The sequence below is a fragment of the Pseudoalteromonas sp. SR44-2 genome (assembly GCF_014163745.1).
Lineage (GTDB): Bacteria > Pseudomonadota > Gammaproteobacteria > Enterobacterales > Alteromonadaceae > Pseudoalteromonas > Pseudoalteromonas distincta.
In genome coordinates this window covers 1-19,853 of the sequence record NZ_JACJDW010000047.1, presented here as the reverse complement: position 1 = coordinate 19,853, position 19,853 = coordinate 1, and the positions used below count along the sequence as shown (strand labels likewise).

Annotated in this window: 17 protein-coding genes and 1 pseudogene; 7 read left to right on the top strand and 11 right to left on the bottom strand. The window is 39.9% G+C overall.

Annotation, left to right across the window (positions count from 1 at the left end):
* On the top strand, positions 1 to 236 hold a 236-nt coding region (locus H5115_RS20080), incomplete at its 5' end, for a hypothetical protein (RefSeq protein WP_220487338.1).
* Positions 237 to 663: 427 nt separating this feature from the next.
* Here the strand turns inward: H5115_RS20080 and fadE are convergent.
* Entirely contained in the window at positions 664 to 3,120 is a 2,457-nt protein-coding gene (fadE, locus tag H5115_RS18705) for an acyl-CoA dehydrogenase FadE (RefSeq protein WP_002960075.1), read from the bottom strand.
* Positions 3,121 to 3,444: 324 nt separating this feature from the next.
* Here fadE and H5115_RS18700 point away from each other — a divergent pair, with 324 nt between their 5' ends.
* On the top strand, positions 3,445 to 4,209 hold the full coding sequence (locus H5115_RS18700) for a class II glutamine amidotransferase (protein ID WP_182672923.1): 765 nt from the start codon (positions 3,445 to 3,447) through the stop codon (positions 4,207 to 4,209).
* A 48-nt stretch (positions 4,210 to 4,257) separates the two neighbouring features.
* On the opposite strand, the gene H5115_RS18695 is transcribed toward H5115_RS18700, so the two are convergent.
* The 5 genes from H5115_RS18695 to cmoA form a co-directional block, all read right to left on the bottom strand.
* Entirely contained in the window at positions 4,258 to 4,992 is a 735-nt protein-coding gene (locus H5115_RS18695) for a DUF3108 domain-containing protein (protein WP_002959996.1), read from the bottom strand.
* Positions 4,993 to 5,008: 16 nt separating this feature from the next.
* Positions 5,009 to 5,656: a phosphoribosylglycinamide formyltransferase gene (gene purN, locus H5115_RS18690; RefSeq protein ID WP_002959994.1), complete on the bottom strand. Its 648-nt coding sequence runs from the start codon at positions 5,654 to 5,656 to the stop codon at positions 5,009 to 5,011.
* A complete protein-coding gene (purM, locus tag H5115_RS18685; protein ID WP_002959993.1) occupies positions 5,656 to 6,708 on the bottom strand; it encodes a phosphoribosylformylglycinamidine cyclo-ligase in 1,053 nt (350 codons plus the stop codon). The genes purN and purM overlap by 1 nt, the downstream gene beginning before the upstream one ends.
* Before the next feature lie 190 nt (positions 6,709 to 6,898).
* Positions 6,899 to 7,867, bottom strand: coding sequence for a tRNA 5-methoxyuridine(34)/uridine 5-oxyacetic acid(34) synthase CmoB (gene cmoB / locus H5115_RS18680; RefSeq protein WP_149602935.1), 969 nt, complete (start codon positions 7,865 to 7,867; stop codon positions 6,899 to 6,901).
* 12 nt (positions 7,868 to 7,879) lie between these two features.
* Positions 7,880 to 8,605, bottom strand: coding sequence for a carboxy-S-adenosyl-L-methionine synthase CmoA (cmoA, locus tag H5115_RS18675; protein WP_007378000.1), 726 nt, complete (start codon positions 8,603 to 8,605; stop codon positions 7,880 to 7,882).
* Positions 8,606 to 8,721: 116 nt separating this feature from the next.
* On the opposite strand from cmoA, the gene H5115_RS18670 reads away from it, so the two are divergent.
* Positions 8,722 to 9,408 carry a DUF3334 family protein gene (locus H5115_RS18670; RefSeq protein ID WP_149602934.1) on the top strand — a complete coding sequence of 229 codons (687 nt, stop codon included), beginning with the start codon at positions 8,722 to 8,724 and terminating at the stop codon, positions 9,406 to 9,408.
* A 165-nt stretch (positions 9,409 to 9,573) separates the two neighbouring features.
* Positions 9,574 to 10,131 carry a hypothetical protein gene (locus H5115_RS18665; RefSeq protein WP_182756764.1) on the top strand — a complete coding sequence of 186 codons (558 nt, stop codon included), beginning with the start codon at positions 9,574 to 9,576 and terminating at the stop codon, positions 10,129 to 10,131.
* A gap of 83 nt (positions 10,132 to 10,214) precedes the next feature.
* On the opposite strand, the gene H5115_RS18660 is transcribed toward H5115_RS18665, so the two are convergent.
* The 5 genes and pseudogenes from H5115_RS18660 to H5115_RS18640 form a co-directional block, all read right to left on the bottom strand.
* A complete protein-coding gene (locus tag H5115_RS18660; protein WP_182756763.1) occupies positions 10,215 to 10,892 on the bottom strand; it encodes a response regulator in 678 nt (225 codons plus the stop codon).
* A 4-nt stretch (positions 10,893 to 10,896) separates the two neighbouring features.
* Positions 10,897 to 12,273: an ATP-binding protein gene (locus tag H5115_RS18655; protein ID WP_259396445.1), complete on the bottom strand. Its 1,377-nt coding sequence runs from the start codon at positions 12,271 to 12,273 to the stop codon at positions 10,897 to 10,899.
* A gap of 203 nt (positions 12,274 to 12,476) precedes the next feature.
* Positions 12,477 to 12,983: a hypothetical protein gene (locus tag H5115_RS18650; protein WP_182756759.1), complete on the bottom strand. Its 507-nt coding sequence runs from the start codon at positions 12,981 to 12,983 to the stop codon at positions 12,477 to 12,479.
* 36 nt (positions 12,984 to 13,019) lie between these two features.
* Positions 13,020 to 15,203: a YHYH protein gene (locus H5115_RS18645; RefSeq protein ID WP_182756757.1), complete on the bottom strand. Its 2,184-nt coding sequence runs from the start codon at positions 15,201 to 15,203 to the stop codon at positions 13,020 to 13,022.
* Positions 15,204 to 15,432: 229 nt separating this feature from the next.
* Positions 15,433 to 15,546 (bottom strand): annotated as a pseudogene (locus tag H5115_RS18640) (metal-dependent hydrolase); the annotation flags it as partial.
* A gap of 147 nt (positions 15,547 to 15,693) precedes the next feature.
* Between H5115_RS18640 and H5115_RS18635 the strand changes: the two are divergent.
* The 3 genes from H5115_RS18635 (at position 15,694) to H5115_RS18625 (ending at position 19,741) form a co-directional block, all read left to right on the top strand.
* Positions 15,694 to 18,048 (top strand): hypothetical protein, encoded by a 2,355-nt coding sequence (locus tag H5115_RS18635; RefSeq protein ID WP_182756755.1) that lies wholly within the window; start codon positions 15,694 to 15,696, stop codon positions 18,046 to 18,048.
* Positions 18,042 to 18,347: a hypothetical protein gene (locus H5115_RS18630; RefSeq protein ID WP_182756753.1), complete on the top strand. Its 306-nt coding sequence runs from the start codon at positions 18,042 to 18,044 to the stop codon at positions 18,345 to 18,347. Before H5115_RS18635 ends, H5115_RS18630 begins: the two co-directional genes overlap by 7 nt.
* Before the next feature lie 122 nt (positions 18,348 to 18,469).
* Entirely contained in the window at positions 18,470 to 19,741 is a 1,272-nt protein-coding gene (locus tag H5115_RS18625) for a hypothetical protein (RefSeq protein WP_182756751.1), read from the top strand.
* The last annotated feature ends 112 nt before the right edge of the window (positions 19,742 to 19,853 follow it).

Sequence of the window (19,853 nt, the reverse complement as noted above, 5' to 3'; positions counted from 1 at the left end):
CTATCAACTATCAGCTATTAGCAATCAGCTATCAGCTATCAGCTATCAGCTATCAAACACAATCCTTGCACGAACCTGATAATTTGCCTTATTATCGGTATCAATACCTATATCAATCTATGGATGCTCTGGTTAAGTGCTTGTGCATTGCGCTGTATCCCTTCTTTCGTAACTTTGAAACTTTTACCGCAGTTAACTTAACGCCAGGTTTAACCCCAATTCGCTTAATTAAGTAATCTATTTTGATGTAAGAAAAGCATGTCGATAATAAGGAATAATTCGTTATTTAGTTGTTTTCGGCAAATGATCCTGCATTGATCTATCTCCTGCATTTATGCAGTCGTATATCAGAGACTTTTAACACTGCTAGGCAGGCTCTAAGTATTATTGCTAATTGGTATAGTCATTAACTTTATAGTGTTGTACTTGTAGAGCTCTTGGAGGGTTTAAGTTTTTACAGGAGTTAGATGAATTAAGGGTATTTAATCAATACAGAGCTTTTAGGGTTGGTTAGATGTCAGAGCTGCCTGTTATACCAAGCTGTATAATTATTTAAACAATCTAACGAATTAAACTACTCCATCACGTTGTTAAAATTTTTATTGTGCACAAAAAAGCCAGCACGTTATATGCTGGCTTTTGGTCTGTAAATGCTTAGCTTACTTAAGCAGCATCAGCTTCTTTTTTAACGCTATTACGTGCGGCTTTGCCTGCAAGTAAGTCAGCAGGGTCGAAGTCATCAACGTTAATAACATCTAAACGAGATTGCTCAACAGCAGCTAGTTTATCAGCTTCTGCTTGGCTTAAAATACCTGCTTCAAGCCCCATTTGCGCTACCTTATCAAGCTGGAAGAATGGCAGTTTAAGACCTTTCTCTTTACATACTCTTTCAAATAATGGCTCAACGTCTAGGATGTCTTTAAGCGTTTGCTCTTGACGACCTACAAGGTTAAGCGGCTCATTTTTTAAGTATACGTAGCTTGCTAAGCGGTTACGCGTTTCACTAGGTACTTGTAGTAGTTGCGCAAGTTTATGCTCAAGTTGGTCAGTTGGTTTACGAACCGGGCGACCAAACGGGAATAACAATACTTTTAACACGGCACGTAGTGGAGCCGAAGGCATGTTATTAATTAAATCAGCAAGTGCACGTTGGCAATGGTAAAGGTGATCTTGGCAACTCCATTTTACTAGAGCAAAATCTTCTTTTTTACGGCCTTCGTCGTTGTAACGCTTAAGCGTTGCAGACACTAAGTATAAGTAACTAAGTAAGTCACCTAAACGTGCTGAAATACGTTCTTTACGTTTTAGTGAACCACCAAATACTGCCATGCTAATGTCAGACATAAGAGCAAGTGATGCACTAAAGCGTGACGCTATACGGTAAAATTCAGCGGTTTCGTCGTTGTACGGCACACTTGTAAAACGAGCGCCGGTAAGTGCAAGCCATTTAGTACGTACAAGATTCGACATAGTAAAACCAATGTGACCCATTAGCGCTTTATCAAATACGTTAAGCGCTTCTTCGCGGTCTTCAATTTCGCACGCACCTAGTTCGGTAAGTACAAATGGATGACAGCGAATTGCACCTTGACCATAAATAATCATATTACGGGTCAAGATGTTTGCACCTTCAACGGTAATGGCAATAGGTGCCCCTTGATAGCCACGACCTAAATAGTTATTTGGCCCAAGCATGATGCCCTTACCGCCAAGTACATCCATTGCATGAATAGTTGCATCACGCATTTGCTCTGTCAGGTGGTATTTAATAATGGCAGAAACTACCGATGGCTTTTCGCCTAAATCAACCGCACCCGTAGACATACTAACCGCAGCATCAGAGCTGTATGCGTAACCAGCAAGTTTTGCTAGTGACTCTTCAACACCTTCCATTTTACCAATAGGTAAACGGAACTGACGACGAATACGGCTATACGCACCCGTTGCAACGGCAATCATTTTAATGCCACCGGCAGAATTTGACGGCAATGTAATTGCACGACCAACCGATAAACACTCAACCAGCATGCGCCAGCCTTGACCAGCCATATCTGGACCACCAATAATATAATCAAGTGGTACGAAAATATCTTTACCGCGAGTAGGACCATTTTGAAATGGTACGTTTAGCGGGAAATGTCGACGACCAATTTCAACTCCAGGAGTGTCCGTTGGAATAAGTGCACAGGTGATGCCTGGCTCTTTATTGTCGCCAATTAGGCCATCTGGATCTTGTAACTTAAACGCAAGACCAAGTACGGTAGCCACTGGGGCAAGTGTAATGTAACGCTTATTCCACGTTAAACTAACACCCACAACTTCCTCACCATTCCATTGCCCTTTACATACCACACCGTAGTCTGGAATTGAGCTTGCATCAGAACCCGCTTCTGGCGAAGTTAATGCAAAACATGGAATTTCTTGACCGCTCGCTAGGCGCGGTAAGTAATGATCTTTTTGCTCTTTTGTACCATAGTGTTGTAATAATTCACCTGGGCCTAAAGAGTTCGGTACACCAACAATTGACGAAAGTAATGTTGATTTACTTGTTAGTTTTTGAAGTACACAAGACTGTGCAAATGCAGAAAACTCTAAACCGCCGTATTCTTTTTTGATGATCATGGCAAAAAATTTATTATCTTTTAGATACTGCCACACATCTTGAGGAAGGTCGGTTAGTTCGTGCGTTGCTTCCCAATCGTCCAACATGCTACAAACTACTTCAACAGGGCCATCAACAAAGGCTTGCTCTTCAATAGTAAGTTTAGGAACTGGGTATTGGTGAAGTTTTTTCCAATCTGGGTTACCGCAAAATAAGTCAGCTTCCCACCACGTCGTACCGGCATCAATAGCTGATTTTTCAGTATCAGACATGCTTGGCGTTACTTTTTTAAACGTAGCAAAAATAGGCTTGATGATATATTGCTGACGAAGGCCAGTAACAGAAAGAGGAACCGCGATGATCAAAAAGATCAACCAGCTAATTAAACCAAAAGCACCCGCAAAGGTACCAATTAATAAAGTTATAGCCGAAACACCAAGTGCTGTGTTCCAACTTGCTCTGTGGTAAACCGCAGTGCAAAGCAACGCGATTAGAACCAGTGTAAATATGAGTGTCATTTTTATTCCTTAATAGAGGTCAGACCACCTCACTTAGAGTAGCGCTAGTAACAGTAATTTTCAAGTACATAACGAAGTTAAATTGTAGTAGAAAGTAACTTAAATACGATATTTAATTACCCAACAGAGGAACACTCAATAACTATCGTATAGTCAAAGCATTAGCCGTAAGTAGTGTTAACGTAAAAATAAATAAATCTAATAGCAAAATGACACTTTTTAAGTAAATATAGCCGTTATAGCGGGCTGCAAATTAGTGTACGCTTAATACACAAATATAACGCTATTTATTTTAATGTATGGTTTTTAAGGGTTATTTTATTAATGTGTGAATTACTTGGCATGTCAGCCAATGTGCCTACCGATATTTGTTTTAGTTTTTCAGGCCTTTTAGAGCGTGGCGGAAACACGGGACCACATAAAGATGGTTGGGGTATTACATTTTACGAAGGTAAAGGCTGTAGAACCTTTAAAGATCCTGAGCCGAGTTATCAATCTGAAATTGCAAAGCTCGTCAAAGCATACCCCATTAAAAGTGTCTCGGTTATTAGCCATATTCGCCAAGGTAATCGCGGGCGAGTATGCCTTGAAAATACTCATCCTTTTACGCGAGAGTTATGGGGGCGCGAGCTTACTTACGCTCATAACGGGCAGCTATCTAATTATCATGATTTAAAACCGCAGTACTATCGCCCAGTAGGTAACACCGATAGCGAACTCGCTTTTTGTTGGTTACTTGATAAAATTCGCGAAAAATACCCAAAGCGTCCAAGTAATATGGCGTCGGTTTTTAGATACGCGGCTAAGCTTTCGCAAACTCTGCGTGAAAAAGGGGTGTTTAATATGTTATTGACCGATGGGGTGTTTGTTTTAGCGTATTGCACTAATAACTTACACTACATAACGCGCCGTGCGCCTTTTGGTAAAGCAACGTTGATTGATGCCGACATGGTGGTTGATTTTCAACAAGAGACCACACCAAACGATGTAGTAACAGTTATAGCTACAAGGCCTTTGACGAATGATGAACGTTGGCAAAAAATGGAGCCTGGGGAATTTGCATTGTTTAAAATGGGTGAGCTAATTTAGCCCACCTATTTTAAATACTAACTTAACTTAACTTTGGTTTAATTAAATTTAGTTAGCTTCTTGAGGTTGTTGTGCTGTTGCAGGCGCAACAGCTGTAGGCGCAGTAACAGTAAATGAATTCATTTGAACTTCAAACTGCTCCATACCTTTTTCGCCTTTCCACATACGTACCAGCATGTAATCCATTTCTGGCGCAAACCATGCAATTGCTTGGCGTTTATCGTTATCGTATAAACGCTTCACTTTAATGGCTTCTACATTACCGATAGGTAAGGAGATCATCTCTTTTTCAACAACTTCAAAGTTGTAGTCGCGGCGGTTACCTTTTTTATCTATAAGGGGGAATGAAAAGCTTGTTTCGCCTTTTTTCAATCCTTCGCGCACTTGCACTTGGTACGAAATAGCATCCTGAAATTCATCAGTCCATTCGCATTTAAGTGGGTATTCACTAGCGCTGCTAGTCACTACTTTGTTTGTTGTATCAAAATCAATTTTGTAATCTTTATCTGGGCCTGTCCCTGTACGAATCATGTTGTAATGATGCGGGGTAACCTTGCCATCTTTAAAGGTAAACTTTGATGTTTCTTCACGAGAGTCAGAGAAAATCATCCACTCAATATTGCTGTGGTATGTAAGTTCATAAGTATCGTCGCCCGTTTTTTTGAGCTCACGAACAGCCTCACCATGATTTTTACCTTTGCGTAAAATATCGTAATTAGCTTGATACTGGGTCAATTCGCCTGCAATTAGGCTAGTTGGAAGTAAAGCGCCCGCACATAACAACAGGGCACTTATTTTTTTATTGTGGGTAGTGCGCGCCGTGTGCAGGAAGTTGTTTTTTGTCAAGAACTGCATAATCTGCTTCCATAGTAAGTCTGTGTTCACTGAACCACTTGACCACCAAAGGATAAATTATATGCTCTTGCTCATGCACGCGTTTTGCTAATGTTTCTGCTGTATCATCCTTGAGTACAGGTATTTGCGCTTGAAGAATAACGGGACCGCCGTCTAATTCTTCAGTAACAAAGTGAACACTTACGCCATGAACATCGTCTTTTGCATCAATTGCTCTTTGGTGGGTATTCAGCCCCTGATACTTAGGCAACAAAGATGGATGAATGTTCAACATTTTTCCAACATATTTTTGCACTAAGCCAGGAGTAAGAATACGCATAAACCCAGCTAATACAACTAGATTTGGCATAAAAGAGTCGATAACGTTCATTAATTGCGCATCGTACGCTTCGCGCGAGTCAAAATCTTTATGACTGAGCACTTTTGTAGCAATACCTGCTTGTTTTGCACGCTCTAGGCCATAAGCGTCTGCTTTATTACTAATAACAGCCGCTATATGCCCGTTTATCTCGCCACGTTCGCAGGCATCTATGATGGCTTGTAAATTAGAGCCACTACCTGAGATTAAAACTACCAGACGAGTCGGTGCCATTACTTAGCACCACCTACAATTTCAACTTGCTCTTCGCCAGCTGCTGCATCTTGAATTTCACCAAGGTGCCATGCATTTTCGCCCAAGTCTTTTAGCATTGTTAAGCTTTGCTCAAGTTTGTCTGCAGGGACTACTAAAACCATGCCTACACCACAGTTAAATGTACGGTACATTTCGTGTGTAGTAATGTTGCCGTTTTCTTGTAACCAATTAAAAATTGGTGGCCACTGCCAGCTATCACCTTTAACTACAGCTTTTGCTGAAGCGGGTAATACACGTGGAATATTTTCCCAAAAACCGCCGCCAGTAATATGCGAAAGCGCATGTACGTCAACGTTTTTGAATAACTCAAGTAAAGGTTTTACGTAAATACGCGTAGGCTCAAGTAAAGTTTCGCCTAATGTTTTACCTTCAAAGTCAGCGCTGGTATCAGCTTTTGACACTTCAAGTACTTTACGAATTAAAGAGAAGCCATTTGAATGAGGACCGCTTGAAGCAAGTGCAATAAGCTGATCGCCTGCTGCTACTTTTGTGCCATCAATAATTTTTGATTTTTCTACAACGCCTGTACAAAAGCCTGCCATGTCGTAGTCTTCACCATCATACATACCTGGCATTTCAGCTGTTTCGCCACCAATTAGGGCACAACCTGAAATTTCACAACCTTTGCCAATACCTGTAACTACGTCAGCTGCTGTGTCTACATCTAGTTTACCAGTTGCATAGTAATCTAGAAAAAACAGGGGTTCAGCACCTTGAACAATTAAGTCGTTCACACACATTGCAACTAAATCAATACCAACCGTATCGTGTTTTTTTAAGTCGATTGCTAAACGTAGTTTAGTACCAACGCCATCTGTGCCTGCAACTAATACTGGTTGCTTGTAGCCTTCAGGAATTTCGCAAAGTGCGCCAAAACCACCAATTCCGCCCATTACTTCAGGACGACGAGTTTTTTTAACTACGCCTTTAATACGCTCAACAAGTGCATTACCAGCGTCGATATCTACGCCCGCGTCTTTATAGCTTAGAGACTGTTTTTGTTCGCTCACAGGTTTTCCTCAAAATAGTTGTTTTGGGTTGCTTAGAAACGCGCGTATTTTACAACAATTGCAAGGTCGCGGCTAGCGTAAATGTAATTTTGAAATAATTAACAAGGACACTTGTCCGCTGTTTGTTGTTTAAATAAACAAAAAAACGCCCGTAGGCGTTTTTTTAGTATTAAAGGCGTTAAATTAACAGCTATGCTTTTGCGGTTAATATGGCTCGAAGTGGAGCAGGGTAGCCTTCAATTGTTTTACTTGTATCGTTTGGATCTAAAAAGTCGATTAACGATTCGTTTTCCATCCAGCCGGTTTTGCGTTGCTCTTCAAGCGTGGTAATAGCGCAATCTTTTATTTGCACATCTTTAAAGCCAACGCGTTCCATCCATAGTTTTAATGCTGCAGTACTTGGAATAAACCAAACGTTGCGCATTTTAGCGTAGCGGTCGGTTGGGACTAATACCGTGTTTTCGTCGCCTTCAATTACTAGGGTTTCAAGTACGAGTTCGCCGCCTGGGCGAAGCTGCGCTTTTAACTGCGCTAAAAAGTCGATAGGTGAGCGACGATGATAAAGTACGCCCATAGAAAAAACAGTATCAAACGCTTTAAGCTCGGGTAATGCTTCTACGCCTAGTGGCAGTAAATGTACGTTTTCATCTGGGTTGTAGTGTTTAATTGCCTGAAACTGACATAAAAATAAATCAGATGGGTCAATACCCACGACAAACTCTGCGCCTTCACCGCGCATACGCCATAAATGATACCCTGAGCCACAACCAATATCTAAAACAGTGCGGCCTTTTAATGGTTCAATATGAGGAAGCAGGCGGTCCCACTTCCAATCACTGCGCCACTCTGTATCTATTTCAATACCGTGCACACTAAATGGGCCTTTGCGCCATGGCATCATGCGTTTTAATAAATGCATGGCTTGCTTTTGCTCGCCATCACTCATCTCTCCTGGCGCGCCAATTTCTACCTTTGTAGAAATATCAACATGGGAAGTTGCCACCTCAGGCAAGTTTTTAAGTACTTTTTGCCATTTAGGCAAATCACCATGGCTAGCCTCGTTTTGCCAATGTTTTAATTGAGCAGGGAGGGTTTCTAGCCAGTGACTAAGTGGGCTTTGTGCGATAGATGCATAAAATTGGTTAAACCATTGAGACATGGATGACTCTCTTTATTTAATTGCTACCATTGAGCAAAAATTAAAACATTGATACCACACTTGAGTTTGGCTAAAACCAATATCCTGTAAGCGAGTAAAGTGAGCGCTTAGTGTATCTGGGCGCATAACGTTTTCGATGGCGGTACGTTTTTGGCTTATTTCAAGCTCAGAGTAGCCATTGTGACGTTTAAAGTCGTGGTGTAAATCAATTAATAGGTTATCGCATTGCTCGTTTTCGGCTTTAATTTTTTCGCTAAGTAGTAGCACGCCACCTGGTTTAAGATTAGCGTATATTTTTTCAAGCACGGCTTGGCGCTGCGCATGTGGAATAAATTGCAGTGTAAAGTTCATTGCCACAACCGATGCGTTTTGAATCTCAAGCTCGTTAATATCGCCCAAAGTAACAGTAACCGGCACATCTGATTTAAAACCTTGTAAATGTACCTTACAACGTTCAACCATAGCTTGAGAATTATCTACCGCTATTATATGGCAGTTATCGGTGCGAATGTTACGGCGCATGCTAAGCGTGACTGCGCCAAGAGAGCAGCCTAAATCATAAAGATTTGAGTTACTTTGTGCGTATTCACCCGCAAGTTTACCCATAGTGCTTACAATGGTGGCGTAGCCAGGCACAGAGCGCTGGATCATATCTGGAAAAACTTCGACTACATTTTGGTCAAAGCTAAAATCTTTTACTTGTTGCTCAGAGGCATAAATACTGTCTTTTATGGTCACGAAGGCAGTCTCTTTGTAAATAATGGCGCTATTTTAACATTTTATACTGGATAGTCAGTGATAAATTCAGTAGCTTGACTAGAATTATGAATAATAAGTACAAAAGAGAAGATTAAATGAGCAAAAGTAAGGTTATTAGTACAGACGATATATTAGCAACCCTTTGTCATTCAGTGACAGGTGTACTTTCATCGGCCAGCGGTAATGACATCAGTTATTCTGCAATGGTGCAAAAAATAACGCGTACATGCATGCGACCAGATATAGGCTGTTTTGTGTTATTTGATGGCGGTTTTACCGGACTTGTTATTACCAACTTTACTTCGCAAGCGGCGATGGAAATTTATGGCGATTACATGCGCAACATGGGGATGCCTGAAGATGAAATAGCGCATAGCCATTTATCAGACGACGTATCAAACGTACTAGGCGAGTTAATGAACCAAATTGTTGGCGATTTTACGTCTAAAGTGCGTGAGCAGTTACATACCTCTATTACGCAAAACCAGCCAAAAATGATGGCAATAAATAAGCAAGTTCAAATATCGGTAGATACCACAATGGATCGCCCGCAAGCCCGCCGCGTAACATTCACCACAAGTAAGCAAAATATTTTTTACTTGGAATTAGCGATGGATAAAACAGAGTTCATTAAATTACACGACTTTGATATTGCAGAAGCACTCGACCCAGATGACATAATTGAAAACGAAGCACGTAAAAAAGCGGACAAAGAAAAATCATCTAAAGTAGTAGAACAAGATGATGGCGATGATGATTTTATGGCAGGCCTAGGGCTTTAAGTCTATTTACGTAGGTTGGGCTGAGTGAAACGAAGCCCAACGACTGCTCAGCTATTAATCTTTAGTTATGAGTGTTCAGGTTAGTGATTAAAATAAAAGCGCGATTTATATCGCGCTTTTGTATTTAAGAGTCTAGAAGTAATTATTTTATTTAAAGGTTATTTGATGAGAGCACACGATAAAACAATTATTTTCAGTGTAGCGCTAATTTTTATTACTGGTTTTATTGTAGGGCAAGGCTTTTCGTTTGAAGTTAAATTAAGTGATTTAATAGCCCTTTCGGCGACGATTATAACATTTATTTTTGCTAGAAATGGTTTGAAGCATAATGAAAAACAGTACTTGCATTTGATTCAGCCAGTTATAGAAAAAATGGAATATTTCGATAAAAATAACTTACATTATAAATTTAGTATTAAAAACTATGGAAGTGGCTCTGCATTAGATCTTCAATATAGTATTTCTTTAGGTGGAAAATCACTTACGCAAGCAGAGCTTGAAAGGGAGATTTTTGGTATTAGTAATAATTTAAAGTTTACTCTAGGTGGTCCATTGTGTATGAGCTCTAATGACAATGTTGAACTTCTAGTCGTTAAGGCTATACATTCAAAAGAGATTACGCGTTTCATGCATTTATTACCAAGATTAAAGTTATCTCTGTCATATAACTCTATTCAGGGCGAAAAATTTACGAAAGAGTTTTTATTTGGACAGTATAAATAATCTAATTATATTTTACGTCCTGAGAGGAGATATTTAGGTGGCGCTAAGATTTATTCAGTCCTTTAAAAATACAAGCTAAATACCTACTCTTTAAACTTATAACCCACACTATAAAGCGCTGCTATTGGGTTTAGTCCTGCTTGAATGTCGTTAATCTTTTTTCGTATATTTTTAATGTGTGTATCTATGTTTCGATCGGATATGTCGGTTGTGTCGCTGTATACGTTATTAATAATATCTTCGCGGGTAAAAACACGCCCTACGTGGCTTATAAATAATAAAAATATTTTAAACTCGACGGCGGTAAAGCCAATGCTTTTGCCGTTTAGGCGGGCTTCGTAATCGTCTTTGTGTAATTGAAAATTATTATGATTGATGATGTTGGTTTTAGGCTGGCTGGTCCTTCTTAGTACGGCTTTTATGCGTGCTATAACTTCTTTGGGGCTGAAGGGTTTGCATATGTAGTCATCGGCGCCGATCTCTAAACCCTGCAAGCGGTCTATTTCTTCACTTTTTGCGGTAAGCATAATAATAGGCACACTTGAAAAGGCTCTTATTTGCTTACATAGCTCTATGCCATCAACATCTGGCAGCATTAAATCAAGAAGTATTAAATCTACTGCGTTTTGTTTTACAAAACTGACTACACCTTTGCCACTATTAAAGTGCTCAGTTTCGTAATCTTGTTGCTTAGCGTAGGCAATAAGTACCTCGGCAATGTTTTCTTCGTCTTCAACAATAAGTATTTTTTGTGATGCCATTATTTTAACCCAAAAGTGTCAGTGTTATTTTAACTTCTAGCCCACCGAGTGGTGAGTTGTGCAACGATATTTGACCACCATGTGCTTCTACTATTTGTTTGCAAAGTGCAAGCCCTAAGCCCGAGCCGCCGTGCTCTCGGCTTCGAGATTTTTCAACACGATAAAAACGCTCAAACAATTTTTGTAAGTCGTTTGGTAAAACACTTGGGGCTGAGTCTTGTAAAATAAGCTCAATGTTATTGGGTGTTTTGTTTGCAAGTATTATTACTTGCCCGCCTTTATGCGTGTATCTGCAGGTATTTTCTAACAGGTTTGAAAATAATTGTACAAGGCGTTCTTTATCGCCATTTATTATACATTTACCGGCTTTGGTTAAGCTTTTGCTGTCTACATTTAATTCACGCTCTTTAAAGCGAGCGGTGTAGTTTTCAATTGATTGCTCAAAAATAGTGATTAAATCAATGCGCGCATTGTCATAGGTTAAATTAACGCTATCTGTTTGTGCTAGTTGGGCTAGGTCGTCAACAATGTGACTTAAGTTATCTACTTGGTTTATGAGTAAATTAATGCGCTTTGTGTCGGCTGTAAATAGGCCATCTTGTATGGCTAGTAAATGCGAGCGTAGTACGGTAAGTGGGGTTCTTAATTCGTGGGATGTGTCTGACACCCATTGAAACCGCATTTGTTGGTTTTGCTCAAGCGTGTGGGCTAAGGCGTTAAAATTGTTGGATAGAGTACCTAGCTCATCTTTACTAGAGGGGATTATTCTGCTGGCAAAATTTCCTTTTGTTAACTCATCGGTGCCAGCTACTATTTGCTTTATTGGTTTTATTAAATGGCGAGATAACACAATAGCCATAATAAATGCGATCGCAATAACGAGTAACGTGATCATAAAATAGTTATGAAATTGCGCTGCTAAAAATGCTTTTGCTGGGCTATTTTGCACAAGTTTTGAAGGGACTAAACCTATCCAGCCTATAACGTTATTGTTTAATAAAATAGGTTCTATATGTGGGTTGTCGTTTAAATTAGCTCTACCAACAACAACCTTTTTATTTTGATCATATAAACTTATACGTTGCCCTGTTTTAAGAGAACCTGCAGGTAAGTGTACCCACAATAAAGAGGGCGTTGCATTGCTGCTATTTGGTTTGGGTGGGGTGCTTGTGTGTTTATTCGTTTTAGGCTCGCCTAGCTTTTTTTGTGGCTCTACAATAGAGCGCCATAATTGCGTGTTTTGCGTAATGGGTTGCCAACTGCCTAATTCGCTATAAAGCTCAATAAGTTGATGCTTAACCATTGCGACATGCTTTGTTTCTTCTTGTTCAACAAAGTCGTTAAAACCTGACGAAAAGGTCATGTATATAAACACAAACATAAGTCCAACAAGGGCGATATTAGTGATAAAAAAAGCTAAAAAGAATTTATGTATTAATTTCACTGATTGGCAAATAGTAAAAATCATGTGTTAACGTACCAAGCAGTATTGCATATTGATTATGTGCCTACAATTAGCGTATTTAGGGAGTTGCTTACTAAAATCCTTTTTAAGTAAGCTTTTTAGGTATGTTGATATTTGGACTAGAACTTTATTTTTGCGGTATCGCCAGCACCCAGTAACTTATATTGTGGTTTTACAAAGCTTGCGTGTACTGCACCTAAACTTTTAGGGAACGATATGGCAAGCTCATCTACTGTTGTAAATGTGTACTTCGCTTGAAAAACAATTTCTAGGTCGTGCGCTTCGTTATTGCTGGTGGTAAAAGTGACGCGTTCAAACACGATAACTTGCTGATTTACACGTAAGCTCGTTTTTTGTTTAAGTGCACTTTTTGCAAACTCTTCTTGTTGCTCTGCACTTAAGTTTGTAGGCATAAGCTTATCAATATCGCCCATAAGCCATGCTTGCTCGCTTTGCAGCGCTGAAATTAAATGCTCAGCATTAGTTAATACTTTAACCTCAACTTGCCCGTCTCTTAAAATTACTTGGGCTGTTGTGTTTTTTAATACATGGGCGCTCACTTGAGCGCTCATACTTGTTAAAATACACGCGAGCATTAGCCATTTTAATTTTTTTAAAAAATACATAATTACTACCTTTTATTGAGGCGGTTGACCTTTTGTTTATTGAGGTTGCTCAATAGTTGCTTTACAAATAAGGGTGTTGTCGGTTTCTAAGTCTTCGCCCCATATGAATTTTGCGTTTTTATCCCAGTTAATATCGTCGTAACCGTCTTTTGGTCCTACATCGGCAAAGTTGTGCTCTACTGCATTAGCCCAGTTTGCGTTATCAAAGTTACTTTGTAGCCAGTTAGTTGGCGCTTCTTTTGACATAAATGTACAAACGCCTTCGCCCGCGACTGGGTTTGATTCGCTTTCGCATAATTTGTTAAGTGGCGCTTTGTGAAGTATTTCGCATTTAAAGCTTTTATTGCTTACCGCAACTACTTTATTTGTATCGGTGTCGGTAAGTTGCATAATAAAACCGCCATCACCCATTTGTTGATTTTTAGCACCGATGTATTCAAGCCCTGTGTCGTTTTGTTTAAAGTCTTTAATTATTAAATTAAGCTCAATAGGGTAGTTTGCAGAAAACGTAATGCTTTGTGCATTAAATGAACGCTCTGTGGTTATAGGTACAGAATCTTCAACAAGTAACTGCTCGCCTATGTAGGCTGTAAACCAGTTATCAGCCCATGCTTCTAGCTTTAAGTTATGCTTGCCCGTAATGGCAGGATTTGTATTTTGCTCAGTGACTGTTGGAGTAAGGTGATTTGGTTGCGGACCTCTACAAAATGTACCTGTTTGAACTTTGCCACCATTACTGATGGTTTTTTGTTTAAAGCTATAGCAGTATTTTCCCTGTGATTCAGGGCTGTAGGTAGTAAAGTAGTTCTCGCCTTTGTATGAGTAGCTCATTGTACGGCTGCCGTTTTCAGAGATTGTGTGCGTTAGGTTTTCAACGCCTCCTTGTGGCGGGCGCAAGTCGGCTCTTATACCTTGAGTATCGCCACTAAGTGGTGCAACTCTTGGTAATTTTGCGGTATCTACTTCACCAACTAAGCACTGAATAATATACGGCGGCGTAGCTGATGTTTGGTAGCGATAGCCAAATGTGTCGTCGGCTTGCCCGTTACATACATCAAGGTCACCTTTGGCAATTGCACTGCCGTCTGGGTTTTTACTGCCATACAGCGGGTAACCATCGTAAGCCCAACCAATAATGCCATCGCTTGTTTGGTTTTTCATTGTGTCAATCATACACGTTGGCGATACATGATAATGGTAGTCATCACCTCGTCCTGCGTGTCCGCCACATATATCTAACTGTCCGAGTACTAACGTGTCGTGTTTTTCATCGTAGCTATTTACGTCCAACTCACCTTGCGAAGAATAGTCGTATATTGGTACGCCACTAACGGCAACACCTACTGCTGCATCAATTGTTGTTATTGTTTTTGCTTTTTTCGGGTTTAGCTTTATAGGTTCGCCATAGTCTTTTGCTGGAACGGGTATTTGCTCGTTAGTACCTGTAATGCCAGTCATTACTTCATGATCAGGATAAGTAGATGAGACAATATAAGCATATTGTTCATCGCACGTAACAGATACGCTTTTATCAAACCCTGCATTCCTCACTGATTGTTTAATAGCATCGCAACGAGGTGATTTTACGTTAGCGGTTAAATATGATTTATCAGGCTTTGGTTGCTCATTTGGTTTTGGTCTTGTATTTGGTTTGTGTTCGGCGCTACTGGCGCTTCGCGAGTATTTAACCGTCATACTTGCAGTATCGAGCGTAATATCTTTTACAGCAGCGAGTAATGCTGAGCGATCTACCTTTGTATCGCTATTAAAGGTAACCGGTGCAGATAACGCATACACAGTATAAGTATAGCTTTTTTCACCTAGACCTTTAGAGCAAGGCGGCGCGTATTGGTTTAAATCGTTTACGCTATTAGAGCCCACTTCACCGAGAGTTTCGCCTGCTTTAATTTGTGTTTTATCGGCGGCAATATTGTACATGGTCCAATACCAATGCATTCCCTCTGGCGCTTTATGATCCATAATTAACGCATAATATTTGGTTGTGTTAGGTGCACCGCTCCAGTTAAGTGGAGGGCTAATGCTTTGCCCATCGCACGTATAAGTAATAGGCAAGTTACCGCCATCACTTACCTTTGAGCTTGTTAGAGTAAAATCATTGAGGTTTGATTGTTCAAGCGATTGGCTATTTTGCTCGTTGCAGGCACTTAAGGTTAAGCAGCACAGGGCACTGAGTAAAATGGCATGGGTATTTTTCATCATTTAAAACTCCAAATATTAAGAGTACATAGAAAGAATTAGCTATTCGGAGTGTAGTTCTCAAATGTAGGGCAATTATGTAGTTTTAAACTTTTTTGTTTTTATTAAGCGACAAGGCGTTAAGTTGTGAGCTGCTTACGGGGATAAGAGATTGGGTACGCGCTTGGGCATGAAAGGAAATATTAACTTAAGCATGGCTTTATTTTCACTCAGTTAAATAACGCTAAAATCCTTATTTTAAATAAGGATTTTCACCCATCGCCACTACCACACAAAAAATTCTTAAATCTAACTCTAGCTGGTGGTAACTCGGCTCCATATGGCAGCAAAGTTGATAAAAACCTTTAGCTGGTACTCCTAATGATAATTTCAATCAATTTAATTTAAGTTATTGTTATTTCTTTTTAATAAATAAATAATAAGTGTTTTTATTGTTGATAGTTATCAATATATTAATGTATTGATAACTATCTTAATAAAAAGGCTTTTTATCTTGAACCCAGTAGCTATTAAATCATTACCAGCTGTACAAAAGGCACTATCACCAGCTTTTGAGAAACTTCTTTCAGATAACGCCCCTAAAGGCTGGGGAGGTGTGGTAGTGAATAATTATGCAGCTTACATATCAACCTTTAAATCGGCTGGTTATGAAGCATTGGATATTCTAAATAGCCCAGAGTTCCTATTGAAGCAATTTCGTGGTTTTGTGGGCTTTATGTACTCGCAATACGACAGCAAACGAGCATACGGTGTGACATGTTCTGTCGTCAGAACTTTTAGAGCTTTTAGTGAGTATGAAATCGATACAGTTCGGCTTTCAGGTGCCGAGGTGAACGAAGGTATCTGGCAGTGTATTGCTGAATTCAAAAAATTACAAATTAGCCCAGAGCGCCTCGCGTACCTTGATGGCTGGCAATTGAAATCAAAGGAAGGGAAAGTATTTAACTTTGCAATCGGTGAATTTCATGAAGCCTTTGGTGATGACCTGACTACTGATATTTATCGTCATATTTGCGAGTATGCTAAAACACAAAAAAAAACGTCCCTGCGTAATGGTGTTAGTGCGCTCACCGACCTTCTAAACTCATTTACAAGGCATTGTAAATGCGCTGATGATTTGCGAATTCAACTAAAAACTAATAAATTGAGTGCGTTTCTTGAGAGGGTTATGTGGTGTTCGTTTAGTAGCCATTTAGCGAAGGGCAATAAAAATGAAGTTTTTTTTCTTGTGTGGGCTAAAGCGATTAACGTTTTCAGAATATGTTTTATTGATAGCGGATTAATTGATGAGCCAGTTCGACCTATTTTAACTCCTTCATTTAAAGAAGACTCTCAACCTATCGCAAAGGTAGCAACAGGCGGTAAGTTAACATCCAACGAAGAACAGCTATGGCTTGCCTCTATCCCTCTGCATATAAAAGATGAGGCCGCCATCCAAATAATTGAGGACCGGTTACGAGCGAGTGAAGAGTATGTTCGTGCATCTTATAATGCTGTTTTTGAACACATAAAAGAAAAACACGAACGTAATCTTAAATTTGCAAAAACAGGTAGAGTTAAACCCATTAGAGGCGTCGGTGGGGGTGTTAAAAAAAATGAATACGTGCGCGTGGGTCGTGACAATTTAGAGAATAGCATTGCCACATTCAATGAACATGGTATCGGTGCAGCCGTTGCAAACCAGGAGGTTTTTTTGGGAGGATCTCACACTAACCACGATAATCTTAATAACTCTGCTCTAGTGAATGAATTAAACCTGCCCACCACCAGTACGCTAGGCGCACTGTGTACATTGTTAGTATTGGAACACCCCCAGCTCACCCCATCTGCACTTGAGAATTGGGAGCTATTTGATAAGAAAGGACAAATGACAGGGTATAAACAAGTTGGTGGTAGCTACATAATTGTCGTTTATAAAAATCGCAAGGGTGCGGAGAAGGCTAAACAAGATATTGTTCTTAACGAATATAGTCAGTCTATTGTTGAGACCTTAATTAATCACACAGAGTTTGCGCGGCGGCACTTAAAAGCAAAACCGAGTACAGATGAGTATCAAGAAAACGCGTGGCGTTATATGTTAATAAGGGCTGATTTGCATAAGGCAAATTGGTGCGGTAATTTTTCCGCTACTATCAGTTCGGTATCCATGAACAGCGCCTATCGGAAGTGGTTGTATAACCACTCTAGTAGTATGAGTGAATATGATAAATTATTGCTATCTAAGTCAGTAGGCTTACGTTCAGGTCGTAAAATCCGAGCCATTCGCACGTATATTCAAACCCACTCTTTGAGAGAAGTAGCAGATGTATTGGGGCATGAAACGGTCAATGTAGACCTATTAAATAAATACCTTCCCTCTGCGTTGATGGATTTTTTCAATGCAAGATGGATACGCCAATTTCAAAATGCGTTTATTTACATCGCAATGCAGGAATCGGACTATCTTTTTGAAGCGGTTGATATTAAAGCTGAAAGCCTCGATGAATTTCTACAAAACCACGGTATTCACGATATACCTAAATTGTTTGATAAATTCAAAAATGACGCAACGCTATCCCTTGTTGGTGAGGAGGAGCCTCGAGAGCGATTTGATGAGGTAACTCTGACCATTACTAAAAGTGTGATGAGAGTGCTCATTGCCATCAAGAGCATCGTTGACTGCTCAAAAGAAGCACAGGATGGACAATCCTTTCGTGAGATCGTATCAACCTGGTATGAGGCTGCTACACTCATTCTTACCGAAGATGCGCGAGAAAATACAATAAATGCAGAGCGTTCGCAACTTATCGCTACAGCCAAAAAATCCCCCCTTGATATTCAACTCGTCGTTGGAGCGTTAACATGTTAAAACTGATTGTAAATAACTTAAAAGAAAGAAAAATCGGACTTAATGAGCTAAATAGCGAAGAATTAACTGAAACGCTTCACTATGCTGTTGCAAACCAAGATTTCACTTTACAACGTGAAATTGGCAATCATTTTACCCATATTTACGTCCAGGCCGATGAAATGCCTTATTGGTTTAAAAGTGAGTACAATGATGATGTCACTATTATGAATTTCGGCCAAAAGGATAAGCTTATTGACTGGTCATCTGTTACGCTTGACGACGGTTTGCCTCTCACTCCAAACATATACCTCTGCTAAATGGTTTTAAAAACTGGTTACTTGCGGTATCCGATCCACTTGAAAATGGTGGAGCAGTCATCAAAACCATCACAATAAGAATCGGGGTAGAGAAAGTCCTTACATTAATTGACGCCATCTTATTGCGTTCAGCCGCATTAGAGTTAAGTCGATACCACCTTAATCACATCACTGCTGACTTCTGGTTATCTTTGTTTAAATCGATGTCTGAGGACGGGGCAAGCAATGGAGTCTATGATTTTACAAGCCGCACCGTAAAGTTAGTTAAAGCGCACGTAAATAGTATCACTCAAGAGCAGGTAAAAGCTTTTGTGATCAAGCATCCCTTTGTGAACAGAGATATAGCAGAAGACGATTTAACGCTTTATTTAACGAAAGAAGAGCGTATTAAGGCATGTTGCTGGCTTTACGCTCAAGGTTATTATGGCTCTGGGGCTGGGTTTTTGGCTCAAGGCAGTGGTGCAGTGCTCTCTACGCTGCTCTTTGAAAGGGAAACTGTATCTCCTCTCCTTCGTATTCCTAGCTCGCCTGAGTTATGGCTTACCGAAAAAGCGCGCTCCACTGAATATCGCTCCCTTAACTCTGATAAATCAGAAACGTCATCCGCAGAGAGGACAATTAACACCTACATCATAGCGGCTAAGTTGATTAACACCAATATCTTCAAGGACAACGCAAGTTCACCACTCATTGATGCAACAAAAGTACTTAGTGTAAGAAAAATTAATGATTTAGTGACGTTAAAACCCACTGGTCGTACTCAAACCTTGCATCCTGATATTGTCTTCAAGCTCACTCGGCAATCTTTCGAATTTGTTCTTAAGTTCCAGCAAGAGATTTTGGATACTTGTTTGTTAGCGATATCAAAAGGTGCTAGCAAAAGTACGAAAGCACGCAGTAACAAAGAGCGACCTGATGAAAGGAGGCCTGAATTCATTCCTGAGATTCATCAAAATATGTCACATGCTGAGCGTGGTCACTTTATGCAAACCAAAGTAATGGGTACGTTGAATGAAAAAGCAGTTAAGGCAATGGGGATTCGACAGGTTTTACCTTTTGAGGTGCTAGCTGATGACAAGTACAACGCGATACGAAACAACGAGAGTTTATTTGAGCTTTACAGCGTCCTCATAGGGAGTTGCCAGTATCTTACTGGCGTTATATCAGCAAGACGACAGGATGAGTTAGTATCATTAGCAAGCACTGGTAATCTGAAGCCAAATAAAAACCCACTTGAGGAGGGGAATGAGGATATTGAATATAATCTCATTTTTAAACTCAAAAAGTCTGGAAATGGCGGTAAGTTATCGACCAACAAAACCATTGAAAGACCTATTACAGCCTCCCTTGCTAAAATCATCTGGCGACTTGAATCGTTTAATGTAGTGGCATAGTTAATTTGGCCACCCATTAAGAAAGAAATGTTATGCTAATAAGCATACAAATTTGGGTGAAAAAATGACGAAATTAACACGCGCAACGTATTCTGCTGCAATCAAATTAGAA

Excerpts from the sequence above, each read along its gene's own strand:
- H5115_RS18660 (WP_182756763.1), bottom strand. The coding sequence starts at position 10,892 with ATGGCATCACAAAAAATACTTATTGTTGAAGACGAAGAAAACATTGCC.
- cmoB (WP_149602935.1), bottom strand. The coding sequence starts at position 7,867 with ATGTCTCAATGGTTTAACCAATTTTATGCATCTATCGCACAAAGCCCA.
- H5115_RS18655 (WP_259396445.1), bottom strand. The coding sequence starts at position 12,273 with ATGTTTGTGTTTATATACATGACCTTTTCGTCAGGTTTTAACGACTTT.
- H5115_RS18630 (WP_182756753.1), top strand. The coding sequence starts at position 18,042 with ATGTTAAAACTGATTGTAAATAACTTAAAAGAAAGAAAAATCGGACTT.
- H5115_RS18700 (WP_182672923.1), top strand. The coding sequence starts at position 3,445 with ATGTGTGAATTACTTGGCATGTCAGCCAATGTGCCTACCGATATTTGT.
- H5115_RS18665 (WP_182756764.1), top strand. The coding sequence starts at position 9,574 with ATGAGAGCACACGATAAAACAATTATTTTCAGTGTAGCGCTAATTTTT.
- purN (WP_002959994.1), bottom strand. The coding sequence starts at position 5,656 with ATGGCACCGACTCGTCTGGTAGTTTTAATCTCAGGTAGTGGCTCTAAT.
- fadE (WP_002960075.1), bottom strand. The coding sequence starts at position 3,120 with ATGACACTCATATTTACACTGGTTCTAATCGCGTTGCTTTGCACTGCG.
- H5115_RS18645 (WP_182756757.1), bottom strand. The coding sequence starts at position 15,203 with ATGATGAAAAATACCCATGCCATTTTACTCAGTGCCCTGTGCTGCTTA.
- H5115_RS18670 (WP_149602934.1), top strand. The coding sequence starts at position 8,722 with ATGAGCAAAAGTAAGGTTATTAGTACAGACGATATATTAGCAACCCTT.
- H5115_RS18650 (WP_182756759.1), bottom strand. The coding sequence starts at position 12,983 with ATGTATTTTTTAAAAAAATTAAAATGGCTAATGCTCGCGTGTATTTTA.